The following is a 23308-nucleotide window of genomic DNA, read 5'->3' on the forward strand; positions in this document are numbered from 1 at the left end:
TAAACAGGTTTAATAAGCAAAGAGGGGATCGCAGATTACGAACCCCTCTTTGCTATTAGTGAGATGTTACCTTATTTCCCCACAGCCTCAAACAAATCTACTGCTTTGGCTTCCGAATTAAATCTCCCTCCCAGAAGGTAAAAATTCCAGGGATCATAAATCCTTCGGTAGGCATAGGCTGCCAGCTCCAGTCTATCTGCATCATTCTTAAAAATCTCCATACACTCTCCAAGCTCATTGACATTGAAGCAATAGGTATCGAAAAGGGTTTTGGCAAAACGAAGGCGCTCTGAATCAAATCGCTTGGAAATGATGCCGCGCTTATGGGTATCAAATTCGGATTTGCTCAGGATGATGGTACAACCCAGGTCGCGACTGCTGGTATATTCTTCTTCATCAGGTCTTGGACGCTCCTCGAGAAACTTATCGAGCTTCGAAATATCTCTCCGCTTCAATTCCTGATAAGCTGCATAGTAATTGGCAGGATCATAAACATAATCATAGCCATAATACAGCAGCTCCATTTTGCCATTATTTAAACGAACCTGCTCCACAACTTCCCGAAACTGTTCCGCTCGCATATTGTTACTTCTGACAAATTCCTTGGCTGTCGCAACCCGAGCCTGATCCGTATTGTAGGAAGCCAGAACTTCTACAGCTCTTCTTAACTCAGAAGGACTGAGCAATTCTCGCTGGCCTTCAACATCTGCTCGAATGGAAAAAGTTCGTTCTCTTACAAATGATTCCAGCCGATCACGATAAACCTGTCCTTGCATATAGGGAGCCAGGTTTTTATAGTTCTCGATATCAAAACAGTAATAAAAACCCAAACGCAGGAGATCATATTCCAGGCTGGGATTAGTAAAGAGTTCCATCAATTGGAAAAGATAAGGAGTTGCCAGGCATTGATCGGCAACAGTTGTTCGGAATTTTTCAAACCGAAGTTTCTCCGAACGAATCCTTGCGATAGAAGCTTTATATTCCTCAAAGTCCAGTTCTGACATGGGCTGATCGCAAAAGCTTTCTCCCTCATATTGCCTGATTACCAGCCTTACATCTGTAAGCATGCGATTTTGGGCAGGAGAAATCAAAGGGAATAAACCCAGAAAGAAAAGGAGGCTAAATAATTTATTCATGAATAGGATGGTGTTTTTGCATTATTAACGTTCAGGCAATGCCTTGTATTTTTTAGACTGATTTACTAAATAAAAGACACCCGAACTAAAAAAAGTAGAATTGACTGGATAGAAAAAACTAAAATTATTACTTTTAAGGGTGTTTTTAGGCCCATCATGCCAAATCTTTATAGCATTATAGACATTGAGACCACAGGTGGCAATCCGAAAGTGGATCGGATCACCGAAATTGCAATTTTTTTGCATGATGGAGAGAAGGTGATTGATTCTTTCATTTCTCTGGTCAATCCGATGATGCCTATTCCGGATTTCATCAGCCGTATGACCGGAATTGACAATGAAATGGTCAGTGAGGCACCCAAGTTCTATGAGATTGCCCGGCAGGTGGTAGAAATGACCGAAGGCTCAATATTCGTCGCTCATAATGTGCGTTTCGACTACAGCTTTATTCAAAAAGAATTTCGGCAGCTGGGCTATACCTATTCCCGCAAACAACTCTGCACGGTCAAGCTGGCCCGCAAGCTTATGCCTGGAGATACTTCGTATAGCCTGAAAAATCTCTGCAAAAGGTTAGGTATCACCAATGAGGCATCTCACCGTGCCTGGGGAGATGCACGTGCGACCACTACGCTTTTTGAGATCTTACTGCAAAAAGAAAAAGAGTCTTTTACCGAAGAGCTCATCAGCCAGGAACTTTCTATTTCCAAACTTCCTCCCAATATCTCCAAATCAGTAGTTGATGGCTTGCCCGAGGAAACCGGTGTCTACTATTTCCTCGGAAAAAATGCCGAAATCCTCTATGTAGGCAAGAGCAATAACATCCGTAAGCGGATTTATTCCCATTTCCAGGGTGCACACAAGGCCATTCGCAGTATGCAAATGCTGGATCAGATACATGATATCAGTTATGAATTGACGGGTAGTGAATTGATCGCCTTATTGTTGGAGAATGAGGAGATAAAACGCATTCAACCTCATTTCAACCGAGCCCAGAGGAGAAAGCAATACAAATTTGGTGTTTACACCCGAGCCAATAAAAAAGGATATCTGGAATTCTATGTAGATCCTTATGACGAAGAAAAGTATCCGATAGCCGGCTTTTCAGGCAGGGCACATGCTTTATCCTCCCTCAAAAGAAGAGGGAAAAAATATGAACTTTGCCCCAAACTATACGGCCTGGAAAAAGGGCCTGGCAGATGCTTTCACCACCAACTGCATATCTGCAGAGGTGCCTGTTGTGGAGAAGAACATGCCGAAAGCTATAATGAACGTGTCCGACTAGCCATACAGGAAATCAACTATGGCAAAAACAATTTGGGAGATTTTCTCATAGTAGGAGAGGGGAGAAATTATGACGAACGCTCAATCGTCATGGTACAAAAAGGACTCTATAAAGGCTATGCATATGTGGATGCCAGCTATATGCAACAGGGCCTTGACACCTTGATCGATTCTATTACGTACAAAGATGAGACACCTGATGTACAGCGAATTATTCAAGGGTATATAAAAAAACACCCCAAAGAAGTCGTCAGGATTTCCTAATTTGATAACTTTTCGGAGACCACTTTTGCCCATTTGTAAGGCAGTCCTAATACAAATCTTTTTCTTCTCTCAACCTTTTCAATAGAATTTTTATGAAAAAGTTTTTGTAGAGGGTTTCTTGCTCGTCGGTCTTTTTTTAGGCCAGAATAAATAAATAAATAACAGAGAACAGAGACCAATAGTATATAAAAGAATAATATATTGATCACGCCTAATTCCTCAATCCTTTTTACTAAAAAATAAAGAGGTAAAATGCCTGCGAATTCTAACACCAAAAATATTACCAGAAAAATTATAGTATCTTCTCCAGAAGATAAATTTATATTAAAATCCTCATCCTTTTGAAGAATATAAAAAATTAATGAACTAAATAGAATAAAAGATGTAACGCAAAAAATACTCGATATATTAAGTTCAAAAGAGAAAAATTCATCAAATACAAACCAAGCTAGAGGTGATAAGATTACAAAGGGGAAAAAATAAATTAAAAATTCTCTGAAATTATTTCGAAACTCATGAATGGGTGGAGATTCTAAGCTAAAATAAACAACTGCTATAGCGAGACAGATTATGAAATTAATTATTAAAATTGTGTAGTTGTCAAAATTATAGTCTAGAAATTGAAAAGTCTGTTTATTCATAAATGGAACCAAAGGAATAACAATTAGGAGCCCCAGAGCACTAACTGAACCATCCATTCCTTTCAAATTACTTTTTAGGATAAGATATATCATCAGAACCACCCCTATACTTCCTAAAAGACAGAGCATCATAGCAAAACTAAAATCAGAAAAGGGATAGAAATTTTTCGCTTCTCCAATAATTTGCCATAACATAAGTCCAAAGGCCGAAAATATCGTGAATAAAAAACCAAAATACTCAAAGCTCTTTTTAAATTTATATTTTGTTGGGTAAAATACATTCTTCCAATCTTCCTCATCAGGTATTATATCGCTCTGAGATAAGATTTTCACCAGCTCGTATTGGCTTCCCGGTCTTAGACAATGAAATAGTCTATTCCATGATTTGAAATCACTAAAAAGATTTGCGAGTGGTTGAATATGTTTTGCAATCAATTGGGGATCAACTAATTGAGAATCCATTGAAAATCCTTCCCTAGAATTAATCTTTAGTATTTGAGGATTTATCTCGCTTACAATTATATTTAACTTTTCCTCAACTATTTTCCCTTCCCCGTCAGATAAGTTTTTCAATTTTGAGCCCTGAGAAGCTATAATACATAGAGGGATTGATAATCTTTCGTCTATATTATATGAACCCTCGAGAGAGTTTGTAAATTCATCTGTCGAACTATGAATTAAAAAAGATACTCTTCCGACAATTAGACCTAGAATGTCATTAGCAGACTTTTGGAATGGTTTCCACACCCATTCAAATATTTCTACATCCAAAGGAACAGTCAATACAACCTCTCTTAGTGATTCTTCAACATATGAATCCCTAATTAGGTCTCCCAATGCCCATGCAGCATGGAATTTAATATTATCAATTTCTGACCAAAGTAATACAACTAGGTTTATAGCGGAATTTACTGTGCCTACTTTATATAGTGCTTCTACAGACCAATTTTGCCCATTTTTTGCTTGCTCAACTAAATAAGGAACGGACAAATTCCCCATCGCAACTAAATAAGGTCTATATCTCTGATTATTCTTAGTAGAATTACTTAATACTTTTGCCGCTTGTGGTAAATTTGTCATAGATAGAACCCTAGCAGCAGCATTTCCTTTTTCAATTGAGGTACTGGCTCCATCTATTATTTCATTTAGCTTTTTAAATAAGCTTTTACCTCGAGGCCGTGAATCAGCGCCAACAGTTGAAAGTCCTCTTTCAATAGCGTCTGAATCAGTCCGCAGTGTCCCTAATAAATCTATATAGTCATTCAATAACTTTTCAGAGACACTCGCTTGAATTTGCTGAGCATTCCCTAAACATTCTAACGCAACAATTGGATAATCCTTAATAATTTTTTGGATGAATTTGGTGCAATCTTGATCAAGACCACACCATAACTTTACAATTTCTCTCCAAGCGCTAGGATCAGCGTTGAATTTTTTAATTAGTTCATCCCCTTTACCCTTCAGATCCTGTGCAACAAAAAACTCTTGCAGAGTCAAATGAGTAAATTGATATCTAGTTCCGGCATCAAGCTTAATAAGGAGACCGCTCCGATCAACAATTTCATCAAGAATTGCTTGAGCATGTGTCTCTGGCAAATTCAATGAAGGAAGTATTATCTTTATTTTTGCTAGCACAGATTCTAGGGGAATACTTCTTCTGTCCTTGCTTTCATTTAATGCTCTATCTTGGAAAAAGTGAGCCAACGCCTGTAAAACAAGCTTTTTCTGAGGAGTAGTAAACTTATTTCTGTTTCCTTTGTATTGATCCCATTGATCTAAAAGTAAGTCTGTGGCCCTCTGATAAAATTCAGATCTGGAATGAGGTAAAATGAAGGTAGTATCACAGTATAGATAAGCAACTATAGTTAGCATTAGGGGGTTCCTAGCCAATGCCATTATTCTAGGCCTTTCTTCAATATTTTGTATAAGATTATCAACAGATTTTCCTTCAGGCATTTCAGGTTTCCATGCTAACAAAAAATTCTGAATTTGCTTATCATCAAATTCTACTATTTCTAATTGCCGATCATTCCAATCTGCAAACTCTCCATGATATACCGCGGATCGGCATGAGACTACAACCCTACATCCAGGTCCAATTTGAATAAAATCTTTTAATTGTTGAGCAACTTCATCTCGAATTTCTTGGTTCACCTCATCTAAACCATCGAAAAGAAACATAAACATGCCCTTTTTTAATCCAGAAATAAGAAAGGATTTTGCATTTGGAAAATCATTTCTAGCTAGAGTTTCTATTATTTCTGTTTCTAAATCTGTCGCCGGATCGCTTAGTCTATGAAGTTCCAATAAAATGGGAATCGGCTGCCCTTTGTAGCTTTTTAACCCCTCCCGTGCATATTTCAATGCAAGATGCCTCATAAGCATTGTTTTCCCTGAACCGGGTGTTCCTATAACTGTTATCCGACCATCCAATCCCAAAGCCTGAAATGCATTCGTAAATTCTTTATTCTGACTTCCCACTACCTTTAGAGGAACATAAACATCCGCCATGTCTAATGGCTTCCCTTGCCTAAATGGAATCTTTAAATCGCTATATTCCTTGATTAGGGACCGACGGTATCTCTTTAGAGCAATTTTTCTTAAAATTCGGTAGCCAGCAAAATGAATATATAACTGCTCTAAAATTTTGCTAAAAAAATTTCCTATCCGAACCATTAAAGATTTCCCAAAAGCAACTAATAAAGTAGATATAAGTATAAAAATCCATGGCTTAGACAAAAATTTATCCCAATCACTAAGAACAGGTTTATTTTCTGTGTAAGTATTCTCATAGTGTTCATATACTTGCAAAAAACTAATTCCAACATCATCAGCGATTTCTCCATATAGTTCCTTTAACTCAATCGACTCTTTTAATGATCTTCCCTGCTGAATATCTTTCTTTGCCCGAATCTCTATTAAATGAAAAAGAGAATCCTTACTTATGGTTTGACAATAACCATTTATCGAACCAGAAAGGATAATAAAAAATAAAAGGCAGAACCTTATTTTGGTTCTACTTACATTAATTCTTACCATTTTTAAATCAGTCTTTGACTTTTAATGTAAGTAAAAAATTTATACTTCTGTAATTTTCATTTCTACACATCAACACTCTCTTTCTCTAAGTTATCCAACCTTGACACCTTGATCGATTCTATTACGTACAAAGATGAGACACCTGATGTACAGCGAATTATTCAAGGGTATATAAAAAAACACCCCAAAGAAGTCGTCAGGATTCCCTAATTTGAAAAAGGAATAGTAAAAACGACCCATGACACGGTATTTCATTTGCCTTTCATTCATTATTGCATATATCAACCTGAACGCACAAGTCTACAATGTCGCTCGATATTCCCTGGATGAAGGCCTGCATCAATCGCAGGTACTTGACATCATGCAGGATCGTAGGGGCTATCTATGGCTGGGAACCCATCGAGGCGTAAGTAAATTTGATGGAAACAACTTTCAGGTCTATGAGCCCCGAAGCAGCGAGATTCGAGGGAACTTTGTAAACATCCTGCTCGAAGATCGAAATGGAGACATTTGGGTAGGAACTGAGGAAGGACTCAGTCGCTATCATCCTTACACCTTCAAGCGATATAAAAATCCCGATGATATCAGCGGGGAAGCTATTCGTGCAATGTTGCAAACGCAAGATGGAAAGCTATGGATCGGAGGCCAGGCAGGCAACCTTTACCACTGGCATGAAGGAAAGTATTTAAAAAATAGCCTGCCCTGGAAAGATAAACCGGAAGAAATCAGTATTCGGGATATAGAGCCGGGAGCAGAAGGAAGGGTTTGGATCGGCACGACCAAAGGTCTCTTTTACTTCGAACCCAAAGAAGCAGAAAAAGGCATACAGGCTTTTGGAGCCAGTGATAAAATGAGTGATCTGCTGGTATTCGATATTCAACATATTGAAAACAATACCTACTGGATCGGCACCCAGCAAGGCATATTCAGCCTGAACCCCGAAACCAATGAGTACGAACCCATTCGCAGTCAATACATCAATGACCCCAATATCTATTGCTTGGCCAAAGACCAAATGGGGCAAATATGGATAGGTACAGGCAAGGGACTATTTGTATTTCACCAGGGCAATTTCCATGAAGTAACCGCCGGAGATCGTTTGCTGGATGTACAGGTTCGAACCTTTCTCATCGATAAGGAAGGAAGTACCTGGATCGGGACAGATGGAAGTGGAATGCGGAAAATTACAGAAGGTAGCTTCGTCAAATTCAATGTTGAGGATGGTTTTAGTAGTAATATCGCGAAGTCATTTCTGGAAGATGATGCTGGCAGGGTTTGGGTAAGTAGTCGGGATAGAGGAATAGATGTTTTTGAGAATGAAGAGATTATCAGATCTTATTCAACCCGGGACAATCTGGGAGGAGATGCGATTTGTTCCAGCTTTGAAGACAGCAAAGGAAATTTCTGGTTCGCCTCCTACAATGGAACCCTTACCCTATACAAAAACGGCAAGTTTACCCCTTTTGATAAAGATGATGGATTGGAATGCAGCTCTGTGTTCTGCATGACAGAAGATGCCAAGGGGGATTTATGGGTAGGGACTGATCAGGGGGTTTTTAAAAAGAAAGCAAATCGCTTTGAAAGGATATATCAGCAAGCATCCGGCCTGATATCCGATGTCATCTATTCTCTCTTGCCTGATAGCAAAGGAAATTTATGGATAGGTACAGAAGATGGATTGGCTGTATGCAATGGAGAAGAAATTAGGAACATCCCACAATCCGATGCCATAGGCAATAATGTGATTACCCTGATCGAAGATCCTCAGGGAAGGATTTGGACGGGTAGTGCCGAAGGCCTGGGTATGTTTCAGGATGGCGTAGGTAAGTACATCAAAATCAGTGGAGCTTCAGGTGCTCAAATCGTGGTATCCCTTCTCATCCAAAATGATAAATACCTCTGGATCGGCACAGAACGGGGCGTTTTTCAATTGGACCTGGATGCTTTTGATCCCAGTTCAGATGAAAAACCGCCTTTTGAATATTATTCTCAAAAAGACGGCCTACCCAGCCTTGAGTGTAATGCAAATGCTATTTTTCAGGATAGTAAAGGCAATATCTGGTTTGGGACCGCGGAAGGAGCTTCCTTTATCCCTCCCGGTATCGAAAGGATAGAAGAAAGTTTTCAGCCTCCTGTTTATATCACTGCCGTCAACTCCTCAATTTCTCAGGACTCAAGTTGGGAATCTTTGGGTTTTCGCCTGGATGACCGGGGCTTGCCTATGGACTTGCAATTAGCTCCTACAGATAATCGGGTAGATATCGATTTTATCGGCCTTAGCCTCAAAAGTCCCAGACAGGTTGAGTATAAAATCATGATGGAGGGAGTAGATCAGGGCTGGGTAAGACCCAAGAGTTTGAGCCTGACTTATCCCAACCTCGATCCAGGCCAATATACCTTCAAGGTGACTGCTAAAATGGAAACCGAGCCCTGGCGGGAAGATATTTTCTCTTCTTTCAGTTTTGAAATTCTTCCTCCTTTTTGGCAAAGGTGGTGGTTTATTCTCCCCATGTCTCTCTTGTTCCTGGGCTTCATATACCTTATCTACCTGGGCATTACCTACCGTAGAAGACAACTTCAGGAGGAAACCCGTATCCGAAATACCGCAGAGAAGCTACAACTGGAGCATCAGGCCCTTTATGCTATGATGAATCCTCATTTTACCTTCAATGCCTTGCAATCCATTCAGTATTTCATTCATAGACAAGATAAAAAGGCGGCGAATAAATTTCTTTCCAGCTTCGCCAAATTGGTGCGCAAGAACCTGGAAAGCACCAAGAGTGATTTCATTAGCCTGAATGAAGAACTCGATCGTTTGAAGCTTTATCTCTCCTTAGAGAAAATGCGTTTCCCGGAGAAGTTTGATTATTCGGTGAATAGCGATCCGGATATCGTACTTTCAGAAATCCAGATTCCCCCCATGATCCTTCAGCCTTTTGTTGAAAATTCCATCAAACATGGCATCATGCCTTTAGATGCGGATGGCATGATAGAAGTCGATTTGCACAAACAGGATGAAGATTATCTGAGTATCACCATCAAGGATAATGGTATTGGCATCGAAGCCAGCAAAAAGGCTCACGCCAATCGTCCTAATGACCATGTATCCAAAGGCATGCAGATTACCCTTGATCGTCTGGCACTTTTTGCTCGGATGACCAATAAAAACTATGCCCTCGACATCAAGGAAATCAAAAATGAGAATGGGGAGGTCAAAGGGACTTCAGTGGAAATGATTCTTCCCATCAAACAAGACATGTACGCAATGATGTGATCAGTCCAGATAGATAACCATCTTTTCCAAATAAGGATAGATAGCATCCAGATCTGTAGCATTTGAGCTCAGCACTTTGTTGCCGATAAACTTGGCAGGTACTTGTGCGAGCGGAATTCTAGGGCTAAAAACCGTATAAAACTTATTGTTGTAACGGGACATGCTTCCTTTTCCCCAGGAATTCACCGTTCCACTATATTCCCACTTGAATCCATAAATGGAAATAGGTGCTTTATTCGCTTTGATAACCTCCGAGAAATCCATGCCCGTTGTCAGCCCTTCCGGAGTAAACCAATTGCTGTTTTCCTTGAGGAAATGGATTTCCTTTATTCGATTTCTATCAGCATTCTCCCAAACGATCTTGATTTCATTAGGAGTAGCTGGATATACAACCGTACATTCTTTCTGCGGATTATCATAAGTGGCTACATAGCCTCTATGAACCTGTCCGGCTCCATATATCTGCAGGAGGTCCTGCTCATTGGTACTTTTTCGGATAGGTCCTACTCTTTGGCCGGGGATTACCATATAGTCCATGGAAGGTGATATGCCCGGACCGCGCGTTCTTTTGTTAGGATCGCTGGGGCTAGTCAGCAATTCATTGATCAGGTTTTCAAAAGCAGGACGGATATACCTGATGCCTCCTTCATGCACCCAACCCATTTGTCCATCCTTAGTTCGTATAAGAATATATCTTTCGTAGAAATCCTGTCCCCTTAAATTTCTTTTCACCTTTCTCAAGGTCCTTTGGTACAGAAACTCAGCTTCCTCCCCATTTTTCATCTTGCTAATCTCGAGTTCCCTCATACCCGGTTGCTGAGTTACGATCAAACCATCGACCCAGGAACGTACTTTCCCGGGCTTGGCCAACTCTTGTGCTTCTACACTAAAATTCTCAGCAATCCCGATGAGATTACTCAAAGGCTCCGTTATATCTGTGCTCTTCCCGGAGCTACCTTCTCCACTTTGCGATCCCTTTATGATGGGTTCACATCCGTAAAAGCCGAATGAAATCAGGCCAATAATTAGAAAAATGCGTAAAAATAGCCGGCTGTTCATGTGTTTCTGCCTTGTCAGTGAATTGCCTAAAAATACCCATTTAAAGGCAGGAAAGCGAATTATTGATTAGTTCATAGCTTATCCTACGCTAATTATACGGCTGCTCGGATAAAAGTTTGAGAAGTTTTTTGGGCTTTTTTTGAACTAAAAGAGCTTACATAGGTTCTAATCCTAAACAAAACAAAGCGTATGGAAGCGAAAGAAAAATCATGGACGGTTGTTCAAAGAGAGCTGATGGCCAGGTCCTTGAGGGCCCTTGCTCACCCTGTTCGCCTTTCTATTATCGAATTGCTTATTGAAAATGGCAATATGTCGGTTACTGACATTTATACGCAATTAGGCCTCGATCAATCTACCATTTCTCACCATCTGAGTCTGATGAAAAGCCGTAAGATACTGGCTTGCCAAAGGACAGGTAAGAACATCTATTATCACCTCAATGGTGATAAGTATTTGAAACTCATCCACAGTTTCAATCAAATCAATCTGAAAGAGGATAGATTTAATTACAACTAATCAAAAGTGAGGAGGAATCAGGTTTTTGAAGTGTCCGTTTAACTTGGCGCGACTCTTCAACCTTTCTGTTTCGATTACAATCGGAAGTATCTTCTTGATGTGATTTTTGATGGCGATTAGTCGCTCTCTTTCTCCTTCAAGGGTGAGCAAATTATACTCTTGCCTGAGATTCATTCCTATATGGTGTCCCAATTCAAAGGCTTTTAGCTTCTCTGAGCTTTCTGGTAGCTTGTCTGAAACTCCCAGCAAGTGATGTAGCTCAGCAACCAATTCGAATACTTCTGCCTGGAGTTCGGGAACTGCTTCTTCAGTCGTATCCAGTCTGTCAATAAAACTGGCAGGATAAAGTTTGCCAGCAGCCACTGTCTGGAATTCATGAATACGTACCCTCCCGATCCCTTCAGTTGTAATATTCATTTCACCTGAAGGAAAATCCTTATCCAAAGAAACTATTTTAACCTCTGTTGCCAGCTCTGCTATACTTTTGTCCAGTACAGTCGGAATGACAAAAGTTGTTTCATGATCCAAACATTCTCTTATCAACTGCCTGTAGCGAAGTTCAAAAATGTATAGCCTCAGTTTTTCACCGGGATATACAACTAAGTTGAGAGGGAATGATGGAAGGGATATTGACATAAAATTAGCCTAAGCCTTTTAAAAACTGCTTTGCTTGGCCTTTTGTTTAATCTCGTAAAACATATAGGCAAAAACCACTAGGTATTCGATTGTCAGGAGCCAAAGGTTTTCCTCATAGGCATCTGTCCGATAGGTATAATAGGTGAGAGGGAGAAAAATCGTCCAGACAAGGGGAAATCGATAGGAAGAAAAAAGACAGAGAGCCAGCAGAGTCGTTACATACCAGGGGTGTACGATAGTTGCCAGGGTAAAGTAAATCATAAAGGCCCAAAGCCAGGATTTACCCAAGTTTTTGCCAAGCGGATTTTTTTCCGTGAAGGCAAGAATAAGGATTAAAATAGCAGCTACTCGGGAGAAATAATCGCCTGCAAGTTTGATGATATTATACCCTTCTATCTGATACCCTATTTCCCGCGCAATGTACCAGACACTTGCATTGAACTCAAAACTATAGAAATACAACTTGATGGACTCCCTGAGGTTGGCGAAAGTATCCAGGTCCAGGATAGGGAAAAAGAGGAATAAAGTCATCAAGCCTACAATCATCCCATAAGCAATGGTCTTTCCCCAGCCCAACCTTCGCAATAAAAAAGGCAGTAACATCAGCGGTAATAATTTACTGCAGACAGCCATCGAAAATGCCAGCGCAGATTTCCACCATTGCTTCCATAACAATAGATACCAGGCAGAAAGCAAGTAGAAAATCATCAAAGCCTCAAAATGCAAATTCCCACAAAGCTCTACAATTACCAGAGGGTTGAGCGCATAATAAATCAGGTTCACTTCGGGCAATTCGAGCTTTCTCAGAATGCGTACAATCAAGTACATACTGCCGATTTCTGCGGCCAGCACAAAGAGCTTCATCACCAGAACTGCACCGTAAATATTATTGGGGGAAATGGCTGCCCCTAAAGCAAAAATAGCTTGAAGTACGGGAGGATAGATGGTGAAATATTCCGGAGAATTCATCCCTGCAAGCAATTCATCTCCTATGGCCATCTGCTGCATGAAAGCGGGATCTTTCGCATAATCTACAGGAAGCTGAAGAAAAGGACTGATCCCTTCCACAATCAATTTCCCATCCCAGATAAAGCGAAAATAATCATCTGAAAAAGGAGGGAGGGCAAAGCTAGCAATCAGGCGAAATATTATGGCAGCCCCAAAAATGTACATGATCGCATTTTGTGAACTTTTGATAGAGGGCGATTTACCTTCAGAATTCCACAGCGGATATACATAATAAACATAGAGACCAAAGAGCACAGCATAGACTCCGATAAAGGGATAAAAATCTTCTCGGGGAATATGATAAAGGAGGAGATAATACAAGGCAGCAGACAGGAGGATCAAAAAAGCTCCCACCAATCCGACTTTCTTCTCTTCCTCAAAAATGAAGGGATGTCTCAGGTCCATAAATTCCGGCAATTTCCATTCTCCCAAAATTAGGGAGCCTGATTGCGAAACTAATACAAATCTGGCATTTGCATTTGTCCCGTATTAGATAAATCTTGCCATATAAAGCATGAAGAACAGGAATTACATCTCTCTGGGTCTCCTGATCCTTCTCGCATATCTCTTCATTCGGATAGGCTCCTTCTATCCCCGCTACGAGAATGCAGCGACCGAGGCTACCCTGAGTTGGGATGTATTCGGCTATTATCTTTATCTCCCTTCTTATTTTATTTATGATGATCTGGGAGGACTGGGTTTCATTGAAGAAGTATTTGACAAATACCATCCAGCAGCGGACTTCCATGCAGCGGTAAAACAGCCCAATGGCAATTTTGTCATGAAATATCCCATGGGGATGTCTGTGATCTATTCACCCTTCTTCTTTGCGGGACATGGGTATGCACTGGCAAGCGACTATCCGGCTGATGGCTTCTCTCGGCCTTACCAGTTCGCGATCTGGCTGGGCTGCATCATTTATGCTTTATTGGGCTTAGCGATCCTTAGAAAGGTTCTGCTGCGCTATGTGAGTGATCTGAGTACAGCTATTACCCTCCTCATCATCGCTATGGGGACCAATTACCTCAACTATGTCTCTTTCGATGGAGCCATGACCCACAATGCGCTATTCACCATTTTCGCAGCTATCCTTTATCTGACGATCTCCTGGCATGAAGCTCCTTCCTGGAAAAAAGCCCTGGGAATTGGATTACTTGCAGGACTGGCTGCTCTGGCGAGACCGACAGAGGTGATTATTCTGCTTATTCCTCTATTGTGGGGGGTGATGGATAAAGAAAGTTTGCTGGCGAAAGGGAAGTTGCTTTGGGAACATAAAACACAAGTACTTATTCTGGGAGCTGCTCTCGCTTTTTTGGGTTCCTGGCAATTGATCTACTGGAAAATTTACTCAGGTAATCTGCTTTACTATTCCTACGAAGATCAGGGTTTTACCTGGCTCTGGGGCCACCATATTTTTGATGGTCTGTTCAGCTACCGTAAAGGATGGTTTGCTTATACGCCTGTGATGATTCTTTCTCTGATTGGATTTTTGCCCTTATTCAAGTCAGATAAAAAAATCTTCTGGCCCATCCTGGCCTTTAGCCTGCTCAATCTCTACATCATTTTTGCCTGGGATATCTGGTGGTATGGAGGAAGTTTTGGAGCAAGACCATTGATTCAATCCTATTCGCTATTGGCGATTCCTTTGGCCTACCTTATCCAGTACCTTATCCAAAGCAAAAAACGGATCCTTCAAATCCTGACCTTAGCCTTTGTGATCCTCTGCATCGACCTCAATGCCATTATGACCTGGCAAGCGCATACTCGAGCCGGAATCTGGGAAGCAGAATATATGACCAAGGCCTATTACTGGAAAATCTTTGGCAGTACCAATCCCCAAAAAGCAGATAAAATCTTTCTGGATGTACGACATGAACTGGAGGATACAGATGGCATGGAAGTAAAGGAAGTCTTTTTCAATAATTTCGAAAAGGATAGCCTCAACCTGACCACAGACCGCCATGTGTTTGAAGGAAGCAAAGCCCTTCTGATGAACAAAGAGACTCAGTATTCTCAATCCTTTATTTCAGCTTTGGGCACACTCACTGATAAAGAGGAGAGTTGGGTACGCGTGAGTTGTCGAGGCTTTTATACGCAAATGCAGTGGAACGTATGGGCGCAAACCCAAATGGTGACACAGTTTATTCGAGACGGCAAGGTGTACCGGGCTACGGCTGCTCGACTCCAACGAACGACAGATGCATGGCGCTGGCATGATTTCCATTATGAAATGAAGTTCCCCCGAAACTGGAAGGAAGGAGATGAGCTAAAAGTTTATTTCTGGAATGCGGAATCAGATACCGAAGCCTTTATCGATAATCTGAAAGTTGAAGTGATCAGTCCTGCTGATTGATTTCCTCTCTTTTGTACAAAGCGCCCACCCATCCGACTTTTTGTTCTAATTCGTAGGCCGAATTTATTTGCTCTCCCTGACCGGGCTCAACAAAATAATAATCATATAAGGAGTCGGAACGCAATTGTTTTTCGTAGGGAATGGGTTCAATGAAATCCAGGCCTCTGACTTTTTGATAGAAAGCAGAAGTAGGATGATAAATCCAGTAAACGCCCAGCTTTATTTTTTTACCTGCCACTTCTTTCTCCATCATCAAATCAATCATGTTTCGGGTTTCAGCATCATAATACCACTCTCGGCTTCCTCCGAGGTTTGCCACCTGACTAAAATGATAGACCGAATAGCCAGCCAGCAATAAAGAAATACTTAAGGCTATGCTCACACGAGATTTTATCACTTCCTCCAAAAACATATAGACGGGAAAAGCCGCTATCGGAATGATGATCAAGGCAGTTCTATGGATCAGATATTTGGTGTCGAAGAGCCAATATTGGGTCAGGAGAGCCAGCATAAAAAGCAGGGCCAAACTACAACTGGCAAAGTAAAATATTCTTGTTGCACCAAAGCCTTTCTTCCAAATCCGACTCAATCCATACAGCATAGCCGCCAGGAAGAGCAGGCCAAAGAACCACATGAGAATCTCAATACTCTTAGGGCCCAGAAATTTCTGTCCCATATTGCTATCCTCAACCAGTCCTCTATAACTCACCCAAAGGGAATCAATCCCGTATTGAAATTCGCCCAAACTCCTCAGAAACTTGATAGGATAATAAAGAATGATGGCTAAAAAGACCGAACTGGCCCCACCAACTGCCAGGGGTAACCAGGGTCTGGCCCCCAGGGATTGAGCATCCAGCAAAGGAAGCTCTTCATCCCATTTCATCAAGGCCAGGATCGAGAGCGCTCCCAGAAAAGCGAGATGAACCGCAAAATAATTGAGAAAGGTAAAATTGCTCAAAACGGCGAGTATCGATCCCAGAAAACTCAGCGCCAATTGACGCCCCTTTTTTCTGTCCAGATAGGCATAAAGATGATAGACACTCATCATGACAAAGCCGCAGCCCATGCCATAGCCTCTGGCCAAAGCAAAGAATTCCAACAAATAGGGATTGGCATTGAAAATCATGAAGCCTCCCAGCATCAGCCATATCCTCCCGGAAAAAGAGCGAAGCAGCAAAATGCTATAGCTCAGGTAGAGTAGGTGGGCCAAAAGATTAGGAAGTCGAATGAAGAATTCATCCGTTCCAAAAAGGCCAACGCTGATCTGCATGAGAAAGCTGTTGAGCCAATGGATATTAGCCGTACCCCAGCACTCAGAAGAAAAAAAGCAGGCCCAGAGATTGATGTCTATGCTATTGATGAACGTACTGCTTTCATCATGGGTCATCGAAAGCTTTGCAGCTCGTAAGCAGGTATAGACAAAGAGACAAATCCCCAGAAGTATGAGGATGATTGTATTTCTGTCTATCGCTTTTATTTTCATTGTTTTGCTGGAAGAGGAGGGAATTTAGGGATATTTCTTCGGAAAAACCTGAGCAAAACAAAAACGCTGCCTGGATGCCAATTCCGGGCAGCGTTAGGCAAGATCACAATCTGCGATCTACAAAGTATTTCCTACTTTATAATCCAGTTCTCTTTTCGCCAGATCTGCGTCGATGGCGTCTTTGAGTGCCTGGTAAAGTTCATTCTTGGAGAACATCTCTCCTTCTTGCTTATACTTCCCGCCTCTCGATTCGATCAAGGCGATGATAGCCGCAAAATAGGGAGAATGATACTTGAGGCTAGCTGAAGTCAAGGGAGCGGAATTGAGCCGGGCATAGAGTGCCTCTACATCCGGTTTCAGGATGCGCTCGGCTTCCAGGCTAATTCTAGAAAATTCCTCCCTTGAATCTTTATCCTCCAGTATACTGAGGGTTATTCTCTTTTTTACAAAATCTGTGTATTTCAGATCAAGCTGTGCCAATAATCTGTTCACTCCCTGGCGAAAACGATTGGCTTCCCAGAAATACCAGAAAAGCCAGGCACCAGCAGTCAATGCAACAGCAAAGATCAAAACGAAAAATATGCGAAACATCATGGTTCTATAAATATTCCTATGAATATACGGTATTTTAAAGACAGTTATTCAGTCAATAGGTTGGAAATCGTCGGCGCTATGTATACAGATTTTTCCGGTCTATATAGTCTCTCACAGGCTCAGGAACCAGATAGCGAATGGAAAGTCTATCTTTTAGGGTTTGTCGGATATAGGTAGCTGAAATATTGAGTAAAGGGGCCTCAAAAAGCTCTACATGCTCATGTTCATCCAGGGGTCCTGCCTGAGCTTCTACTCGGGGATAGACATAAATCCTGTAATATTTCAGGATTGCCTCATAATTTTTCCACTTATGCAGGTATTGCAGATTGTCCTGGCCCATGATGAGCGAAAATTCATGCTGCCGGTATTTATCGGCCAGATGAGTGAGGGTATCTATGGTATAAGAAGGTTTTGGGAGAAAGAATTCGATATTGGAAGCTCGAATACGATCATGATCCTCAATGGCCAATTCGACCATTTTCAGGCGCTCATATTCAGAGAGAAGATTCTTCTTTTGTTTGAAAGGATTTTGGGGGGAAATGATGAACCAAACCTCTTCAAGTTCCGTCTTGCTCAAAGCAGTCTCTGCCAGGATTAGATGTCCCTGGTGGATAGGATTGAAAGAACCAAAGAAGAGTCCTACTTTCATACCTTAGAGGAATTAGGATTGATAGGCGCTGATCTTCTGATCAACGATGGAGATAAGTTTGGCAGAGGATTTTTCCAAGACATCATTGATGATCACATAATCAAATTGATCTGCATATTCAATTTCCTCTACTGCTTTGGAAATCCTTTCTATGATGGCTTCTTCATTGTCTGTTCCACGTCCTCTCAAGCGCTGTCCAAGGACGTCCAGGCTGGGAGCTTGAATAAAGATGGCACAGGCGCGATCTCCAAATTGACGTTTGATATTTAATCCTCCGATCACATCCACATCAAAAATCGGGAAACGACCCATTTGACATATTCTATCTACTTCCGACTTCAAGGTTCCATAAAACCGGCCGGGATATACTTCCTCCCATTCAAGAAAAGCATCTTCCTTGATGAGTTTCTCAAATTCTTCCTGTGTCAAAAAATGGTAGTCTTTGCCGTCCTTTTCCTGCCCACGAGGATCTCGAGTGGTTGCAGATACAGAAAAACCAAAGCAATCAAAGCGCTCCATCAATTGCTTTACCATGGTGGTTTTTCCAGAACCACTGGGGGCAGATATGACAAATACGGGACGATTTTGATGTTCCATGTGCAAAGTTACACAAATAAACGAATGCCGCCAGAGATAGTTTGCCAGAAAAATAAGCTGAGTAATTTGAAATAAGTTTTAAAATATATTACGATATGTTAAAATTTATGAAATATTGCAATTTACTATCTCCGGGATTCCCTTATCTTTAATCCAACAAACAAGATGCCTCCCCGAAATCAAATATAACGCTCATGTACAGGCATCTATACCGTCTTTTACTGATCCTTCCATTTTTGCCCCTTAGTATCAGGGCTCAGGGAGATGAATATAGCATCAGCTATCTAAACGATCAGGCAGAGGCTCTCTTTAGCATACAGGAACAGTTAGAGGCAAACAATCTTTTGGCTTTGGGAATGCCTGTAGAAAGCCCAGACAATAAGTTTGCGCAGAAAAGCTATTCTCTCCTGAAAAGCTTTGAAAAGTGGAAAACCAATCCTTCTTCTCATCTAAATGAAGAACTCGATACAAAGTTGAGGGCATCTCATTCACTTGTAATAAAACTAAAAGAGATTCAGGCTCAGGAAAAGATCGCTTTTGAGGAATTGCAAATAGCTTCTCTATATTTTCATGATTTGAGCATCCTTAGTCAGGAACTTTATCATAGCCTCAATACAGGCAGCTATAGTAATAGCCTGGCTCCTTCGAATCTAAAGATTCATGCTGAGGCCATCCAATATGCACGTAAACTGGTACTCGCTTACCGATATGAGCAGGAGAAAGAAATCAGTTTGTATAAGAGGAAGCTGAGAAGCTTCAAATTTCAACCAGCAAAAGCCTCTGCGTCTTTTAGCCAGGATTTTCGCCAGCTATTATTAAGCAGAATAGACAAAGAGGAAGCCTATAATCAAAAGGTGTTGAAGGTATTCAATCTATGGGTAGAAGTTTATAATGAGTGGAGGAAAAAGCAAGCGTGGAGTTTGAGTCCGCAGATCAAGTTGGGACCTGAGTTTCGTCCGATAAAAGCTTCTCAAATTAGTTTGGCTCCGAAAAAAGAACCACAGGACCTCATTTTCCTCCTGGATGTATCAGGTTCGATGAATAAGACGGAAAAATTACCATTGATTAAACGATCTTTATTAGAAGTGCTTCCTTATCTTAATTCGGAAGACAGGATCAGCGTACTCACCTTTGCAGATGAGTCTCAGCAGATTCTTTCCAATTATTCTCCCAAACAGGAGACAGGGATTGCTGAGGCATTGGAAAAAATAAAGCTGGGCGGAAAAACCCGTCCATACAGTTCTTTACATACGGCTTATCAAATCGCCAGAAATAATATCAGGAGAGATCGGCCCACACGTATTATTCTCCTTACTGATGGAGGATTCAAGATAGATCCGGAAAAGCTTCCAAAACTGATCGAAGCCCAAAGCTATGAAGGGGTAAGTCTCAGCATCATGTACACGGGTAGCAATGAGGCAGAAGTAAGGAATCGCTTAAGAAAATTGACGGGTATAGGAAAAGGGCATTATCTTGCCCTGGGCAGAAAAAATCCTGCCCAGCATCTGCTGCAACTTATTCAGCAGTTACATCCTTTGCCCTTAAGATGAATTACCGTACAACTCTCATTACAGAAAAGAAAAAAGATCCATTTGGCGCAGCTATGTGGGCCTACTTCAAGGGAGATTTACAAGCTACGGTAAAAGTATATTCGGATATTGCGGTGGATGACGACATTCCGGTTGGCTATCTTTTCAGGAGTTATTCGCAGATGCCTCCCTGGGAACAAAAAGCGGTGGACCTATGCAGAGGACGAATTTTGGATGTGGGAGCAGGAGCAGGAAGTCATAGCCTGGAGCTACAAAATAGGGGAGAGGATACGACGGCCATTGATATTTCTCCCGGTGCAGTAGAAATTATGGAAGCGAGGGGAATCAATCAGCTGGCTCATGCAAGTATATGGGAATATACCGATGAGCGATTTGATACCATCCTGCTGATGATGAATGGAGTGGGTCTGGTTGGAAATCTGAAGGGATTAAATGCTTTTTTGAAACAAGCGAAAAATATGTTAAATCAGGGCGGTCAAATACTCCTGGATTCATCAGATATAAAATATTTATACGAGGATTTGGAGATATCCCCGCCAAATGATATATATTACGGCCTTATTGAATACCAAATGGTATTCGGTGCCTCAGTAAGTGAAAAATTCTCCTGGTTATACCTGGATTACCCCCGTCTCTTCAGACATTGTAAACTCCAGGGACTAAGTTGTGAAATTCTCCATGAAGGGCCGCATTTTGAGTATTTGGCACGAATATCAGCCGAAAAATAAACCCTTTGGATAAAAAAGGAGTATATAATACATTGGGACACAGTATATCCCTAAGTTCTTAATTGAAATACGAGTAGTGTATGAAGTTTGAAGAAAGCGTTTTTATCAAGTCTCCCATCAAACAGGTATGGAAATTCCTGAGCAATTATCGGAGTCACAAACAATTTAACGGTATATATAAAGAGACAAAACATGTCAGCGAGGGGAAGATGGCAGTGGGTTCAGAGTTATTCACGAAAATATTCTTCTTAGGAAGAAAAATCGAAACCAGTAGCGAAGTAATAGAATTCGAACCGGAAAAGACATTAAGATTTCAATCAAAAAGCGGTCCTGTACCCTCTGATACTAAGTATGAATTTCAGCCAGAAGGCGAAGGTACCATGGTAAAGCTTCAATTTGATATTGAGCCAGGTAGCTACTTTAGATTAGGTGAGACTTTTCTAAAGCCTCGTCTAAGTAAAGAGGTAGAGGATTCCATGAAATCTCTTAAGAAGATTTTGGAGGCTAAAGCTCTCAAGGCTGCCGCAAAATAGCGTCCCTTTATACTTTCCTAAGGGAGCCGTTTAAAAAAACAGAAAACCCATCACTCTAATTTTACTTAGTGTGATGGGTAATTTTTTTGTATTACTTCTACAAGTACTGCAGGTCATGCATAAATAGCCAGACACTTATAGCAAGCCCCAAAACTGATCCTGAAATGAAACAGAAATTCAAAATTATCTGGGGCTTGATCTGAAGCTTTTGTTGGGTACGGTTTGTTACACGAACTTTCAGTTGTTCTTTCATACCCTATAAAAATATATAATTCGGTTAATTAAATTATTTTTAGTTTGGACTAAATATTACACCGAATTCAGCCTCATTTCCTTCTCTTTAAGACCAAAAGATTGCTTTCGCCTTTGGTCAAATCTGTTTATTGCTTCTAAATATTACCTCTTTTTCTAAAAGGAGGCTTAGCTTCCAACACAGCCGTCATTGCGAGTCCTGGCTCAAGGCGAAGCGATCTCCTTGGAACAGAATAGATAATTTGCAACAAACAAGGGGATTGCTTCGCTTCCCTCGCACAGACATCATTAATGTGGGCCCATACCAAGCTGTCATTGCGAGCCCTGACTCAGGGCGAAGCAATCTCCTTGACCATAAAAGACCTATCTATATTTTGAGACATAGTCACAAAAAAAGGCCCGGATACATATCCGGGCCTTTTTTTATATAAGCTGTTGTTCTATTAGTCAGGACTTCCTACGCGGATCATAGCGCAACGGAAACCGATAGTCGCACTAGAAGAATCAGCATTGAAGAATCTTCTGGCACCTGGAGAGAGATAGTATGCAATATCATACCATGATCCTCCACGATAAACTTTTACGTTATCAAATCCATCGTTTCCTTCTGGAGCATTTGGATCCGGGTTAAAAAGCAGAGACTCTTTTGGCTTGTAGGAAATATCATCCAACCAGTCATCAGGACGAATCTCAGTTTTACCTTTTCTACGATATGGGTTGAAGTCATCAACGTCTTCATAAGCAAGCAGACGGTAGTTGTCCTGCGTCCACTCAGCAACGTTTCCAGACATATTGTACAGACCAAAGTCATTAGCAGCAAACTCTCTTACAGGAGCGGTAATCATATACCCATCTGTAAAGTGTTTGCCATCTCCGCCTCTCCAACCTGCATAGTCACCACGACCACGCTTGAAGTTTGCACGGAAGTTTCCTTTTCTGTCTCTCAGAGACTTTCCTTCCCAGGAGTAGATTTCACTTTCCTGAAGACCACGAGCTGCATATTCCCACTCAGCCTCGGTAGGGAGACGGTAAGAAGGATATAGTACACCTTGCTCATCTTTTTCCTGGATAGCTTCGTTTACTCTTTCAGTTCTCCACTTACAGTACTCATTAGCCTGGTGCCAGTTTACACCAACTACAGGATATGTATAGAATGCCGGGTGAGAGAAATAAGTTTCAGCATAAGGGTCATTGAAAGCGAGGTCTCTGCGCCAAACATTGGTGTCTGGATACAGTTCCGCAACCTTACTTTCACCACCTTCATTTTTTCCTACCCACTCAAGGAATTCCTTCCAATCTACATTCGCTACTTCTGTTTCATCCATATAAAAGCTCTGAACAGTCACTTGCCGCTTGCGATTGTCCATTTTATATTCGATGTCTTTTTCGCCACCTCCCATGATGAAGGTTCCTCCAGGGATCAGCTGAAGTCCAGGTGCTGGATTTCCTTTCTTCCACTTTTTGGGTTGAAAAGTTTCCTCACTGTACTTGATTCCAGTTTTACTACTTACGGTTCCTACTTTATTGATCTTGTCCTTGTGATTGGCACATCCAACCATCATTGCACACATCAATAGAGCAGAAAATGTGTAGGTGATATTTCTCTTGTTCATATTAATGAAAGTGATTAACAGCTTAATAAAAAATTGAGGTAGAGATTTCAAATCATATAAGTATAACGTCTATAAGGCGCAAAGATACATAATTTCTTGTCA

17 protein-coding genes are annotated in these 23308 nt (G+C 41.1%); 7 read left to right on the forward strand and 10 right to left on the reverse strand.

Annotated elements, in window-relative coordinates; all coding sequences use genetic code 11:
• Positions 1-71 precede the first annotated feature (71 nt).
• Positions 72-1136, reverse strand: a complete 1065-nt coding sequence (locus tag R8P61_25625; protein MDW3650480.1) for a DUF4476 domain-containing protein — start codon at positions 1134-1136, stop codon at positions 72-74.
• A gap of 156 nt (positions 1137-1292) precedes the next feature.
• Here R8P61_25625 and R8P61_25630 point away from each other — a divergent pair, with 156 nt between their 5' ends.
• Entirely contained in the window at positions 1293-2681 is a 1389-nt protein-coding gene (locus R8P61_25630; GenBank protein MDW3650481.1) for an exonuclease domain-containing protein, read from the forward strand.
• On the opposite strand, the gene R8P61_25635 is transcribed toward R8P61_25630, so the two are convergent.
• Positions 2678-6361, reverse strand: a complete 3684-nt coding sequence (locus R8P61_25635) for an NACHT domain-containing protein (GenBank protein MDW3650482.1) — start codon at positions 6359-6361, stop codon at positions 2678-2680. The genes R8P61_25630 and R8P61_25635 overlap by 4 nt on opposite strands.
• Positions 6362-6599: 238 nt before the next feature.
• Between R8P61_25635 and R8P61_25640 the strand changes: the two genes are divergently transcribed.
• The gene (locus R8P61_25640) at positions 6600-9635 is read left to right on the forward strand and encodes a two-component regulator propeller domain-containing protein (protein ID MDW3650483.1); all 3036 of its coding nucleotides are present in this window, start codon (positions 6600-6602) and stop codon (positions 9633-9635) included.
• Here the strand turns inward: R8P61_25640 and R8P61_25645 are convergent, their stop codons facing one another.
• The gene (locus R8P61_25645) at positions 9636-10694 is read right to left on the reverse strand and encodes a hypothetical protein (protein ID MDW3650484.1); all 1059 of its coding nucleotides are present in this window, start codon (positions 10692-10694) and stop codon (positions 9636-9638) included.
• Between the two features lie 189 nt (positions 10695-10883).
• Here R8P61_25645 and R8P61_25650 point away from each other — a divergent pair, with 189 nt between their 5' ends.
• Positions 10884-11210: a metalloregulator ArsR/SmtB family transcription factor gene (locus tag R8P61_25650; GenBank protein MDW3650485.1), complete on the forward strand. Its 327-nt coding sequence runs from the start codon at positions 10884-10886 to the stop codon at positions 11208-11210.
• Here R8P61_25650 and R8P61_25655 read toward each other — a convergent pair whose 3' ends face one another.
• Both R8P61_25655 and R8P61_25660 read right to left on the reverse strand, forming a co-directional pair.
• Positions 11211-11846, reverse strand: coding sequence for an LON peptidase substrate-binding domain-containing protein (locus R8P61_25655; protein ID MDW3650486.1), 636 nt, complete (start codon positions 11844-11846; stop codon positions 11211-11213).
• 18 nt (positions 11847-11864) lie between these two features.
• On the reverse strand, positions 11865-13259 hold the full coding sequence (locus R8P61_25660; protein MDW3650487.1) for a hypothetical protein: 1395 nt from the start codon (positions 13257-13259) through the stop codon (positions 11865-11867).
• Positions 13260-13368: 109 nt separating this feature from the next.
• Here R8P61_25660 and R8P61_25665 point away from each other — a divergent pair, with 109 nt between their 5' ends.
• Positions 13369-15207, forward strand: a complete 1839-nt coding sequence (locus tag R8P61_25665) for a hypothetical protein (GenBank protein MDW3650488.1) — start codon at positions 13369-13371, stop codon at positions 15205-15207.
• Here R8P61_25665 and R8P61_25670 read toward each other — a convergent pair.
• The 4 genes from R8P61_25670 to gmk form a co-directional block, all read right to left on the reverse strand.
• The gene (locus tag R8P61_25670; GenBank protein ID MDW3650489.1) at positions 15191-16690 is read right to left on the reverse strand and encodes a hypothetical protein; all 1500 of its coding nucleotides are present in this window, start codon (positions 16688-16690) and stop codon (positions 15191-15193) included. The genes R8P61_25665 and R8P61_25670 overlap by 17 nt on opposite strands.
• Positions 16691-16807: 117 nt before the next feature.
• Positions 16808-17284 carry a hypothetical protein gene (locus R8P61_25675; protein MDW3650490.1) on the reverse strand — a complete coding sequence of 159 codons (477 nt, stop codon included), beginning with the start codon at positions 17282-17284 and terminating at the stop codon, positions 16808-16810.
• A gap of 76 nt (positions 17285-17360) precedes the next feature.
• Positions 17361-17933 carry a nicotinate (nicotinamide) nucleotide adenylyltransferase gene (nadD, locus tag R8P61_25680; GenBank protein MDW3650491.1) on the reverse strand — a complete coding sequence of 191 codons (573 nt, stop codon included), beginning with the start codon at positions 17931-17933 and terminating at the stop codon, positions 17361-17363.
• Between the two features lie 12 nt (positions 17934-17945).
• Positions 17946-18530, reverse strand: a complete 585-nt coding sequence (gene gmk, locus R8P61_25685) for a guanylate kinase (protein ID MDW3650492.1) — start codon at positions 18528-18530, stop codon at positions 17946-17948.
• A gap of 194 nt (positions 18531-18724) precedes the next feature.
• Between gmk and R8P61_25690 the strand changes: the two genes are divergently transcribed.
• The 3 genes from R8P61_25690 (at position 18725) to R8P61_25700 (ending at position 21341) form a co-directional block, all read left to right on the forward strand.
• A complete protein-coding gene (locus tag R8P61_25690) occupies positions 18725-20080 on the forward strand; it encodes a VWA domain-containing protein (protein MDW3650493.1) in 1356 nt (451 codons plus the stop codon).
• Entirely contained in the window at positions 20077-20808 is a 732-nt protein-coding gene (locus R8P61_25695) for a class I SAM-dependent methyltransferase (protein MDW3650494.1), read from the forward strand. The genes R8P61_25690 and R8P61_25695 overlap by 4 nt, the downstream gene beginning before the upstream one ends.
• Before the next feature lie 80 nt (positions 20809-20888).
• Positions 20889-21341, forward strand: a complete 453-nt coding sequence (locus tag R8P61_25700; GenBank protein ID MDW3650495.1) for an SRPBCC family protein — start codon at positions 20889-20891, stop codon at positions 21339-21341.
• Positions 21342-22036: 695 nt separating this feature from the next.
• Here R8P61_25700 and R8P61_25705 read toward each other — a convergent pair.
• Positions 22037-23206: an SUMF1/EgtB/PvdO family nonheme iron enzyme gene (locus R8P61_25705; protein ID MDW3650496.1), complete on the reverse strand. Its 1170-nt coding sequence runs from the start codon at positions 23204-23206 to the stop codon at positions 22037-22039.
• Positions 23207-23308 lie beyond the last annotated feature (102 nt).

Source organism: Bacteroidia bacterium, assembly GCA_033391075.1.
Lineage (GTDB): Bacteria > Bacteroidota > Bacteroidia > J057 > J057 > JAWPMV01.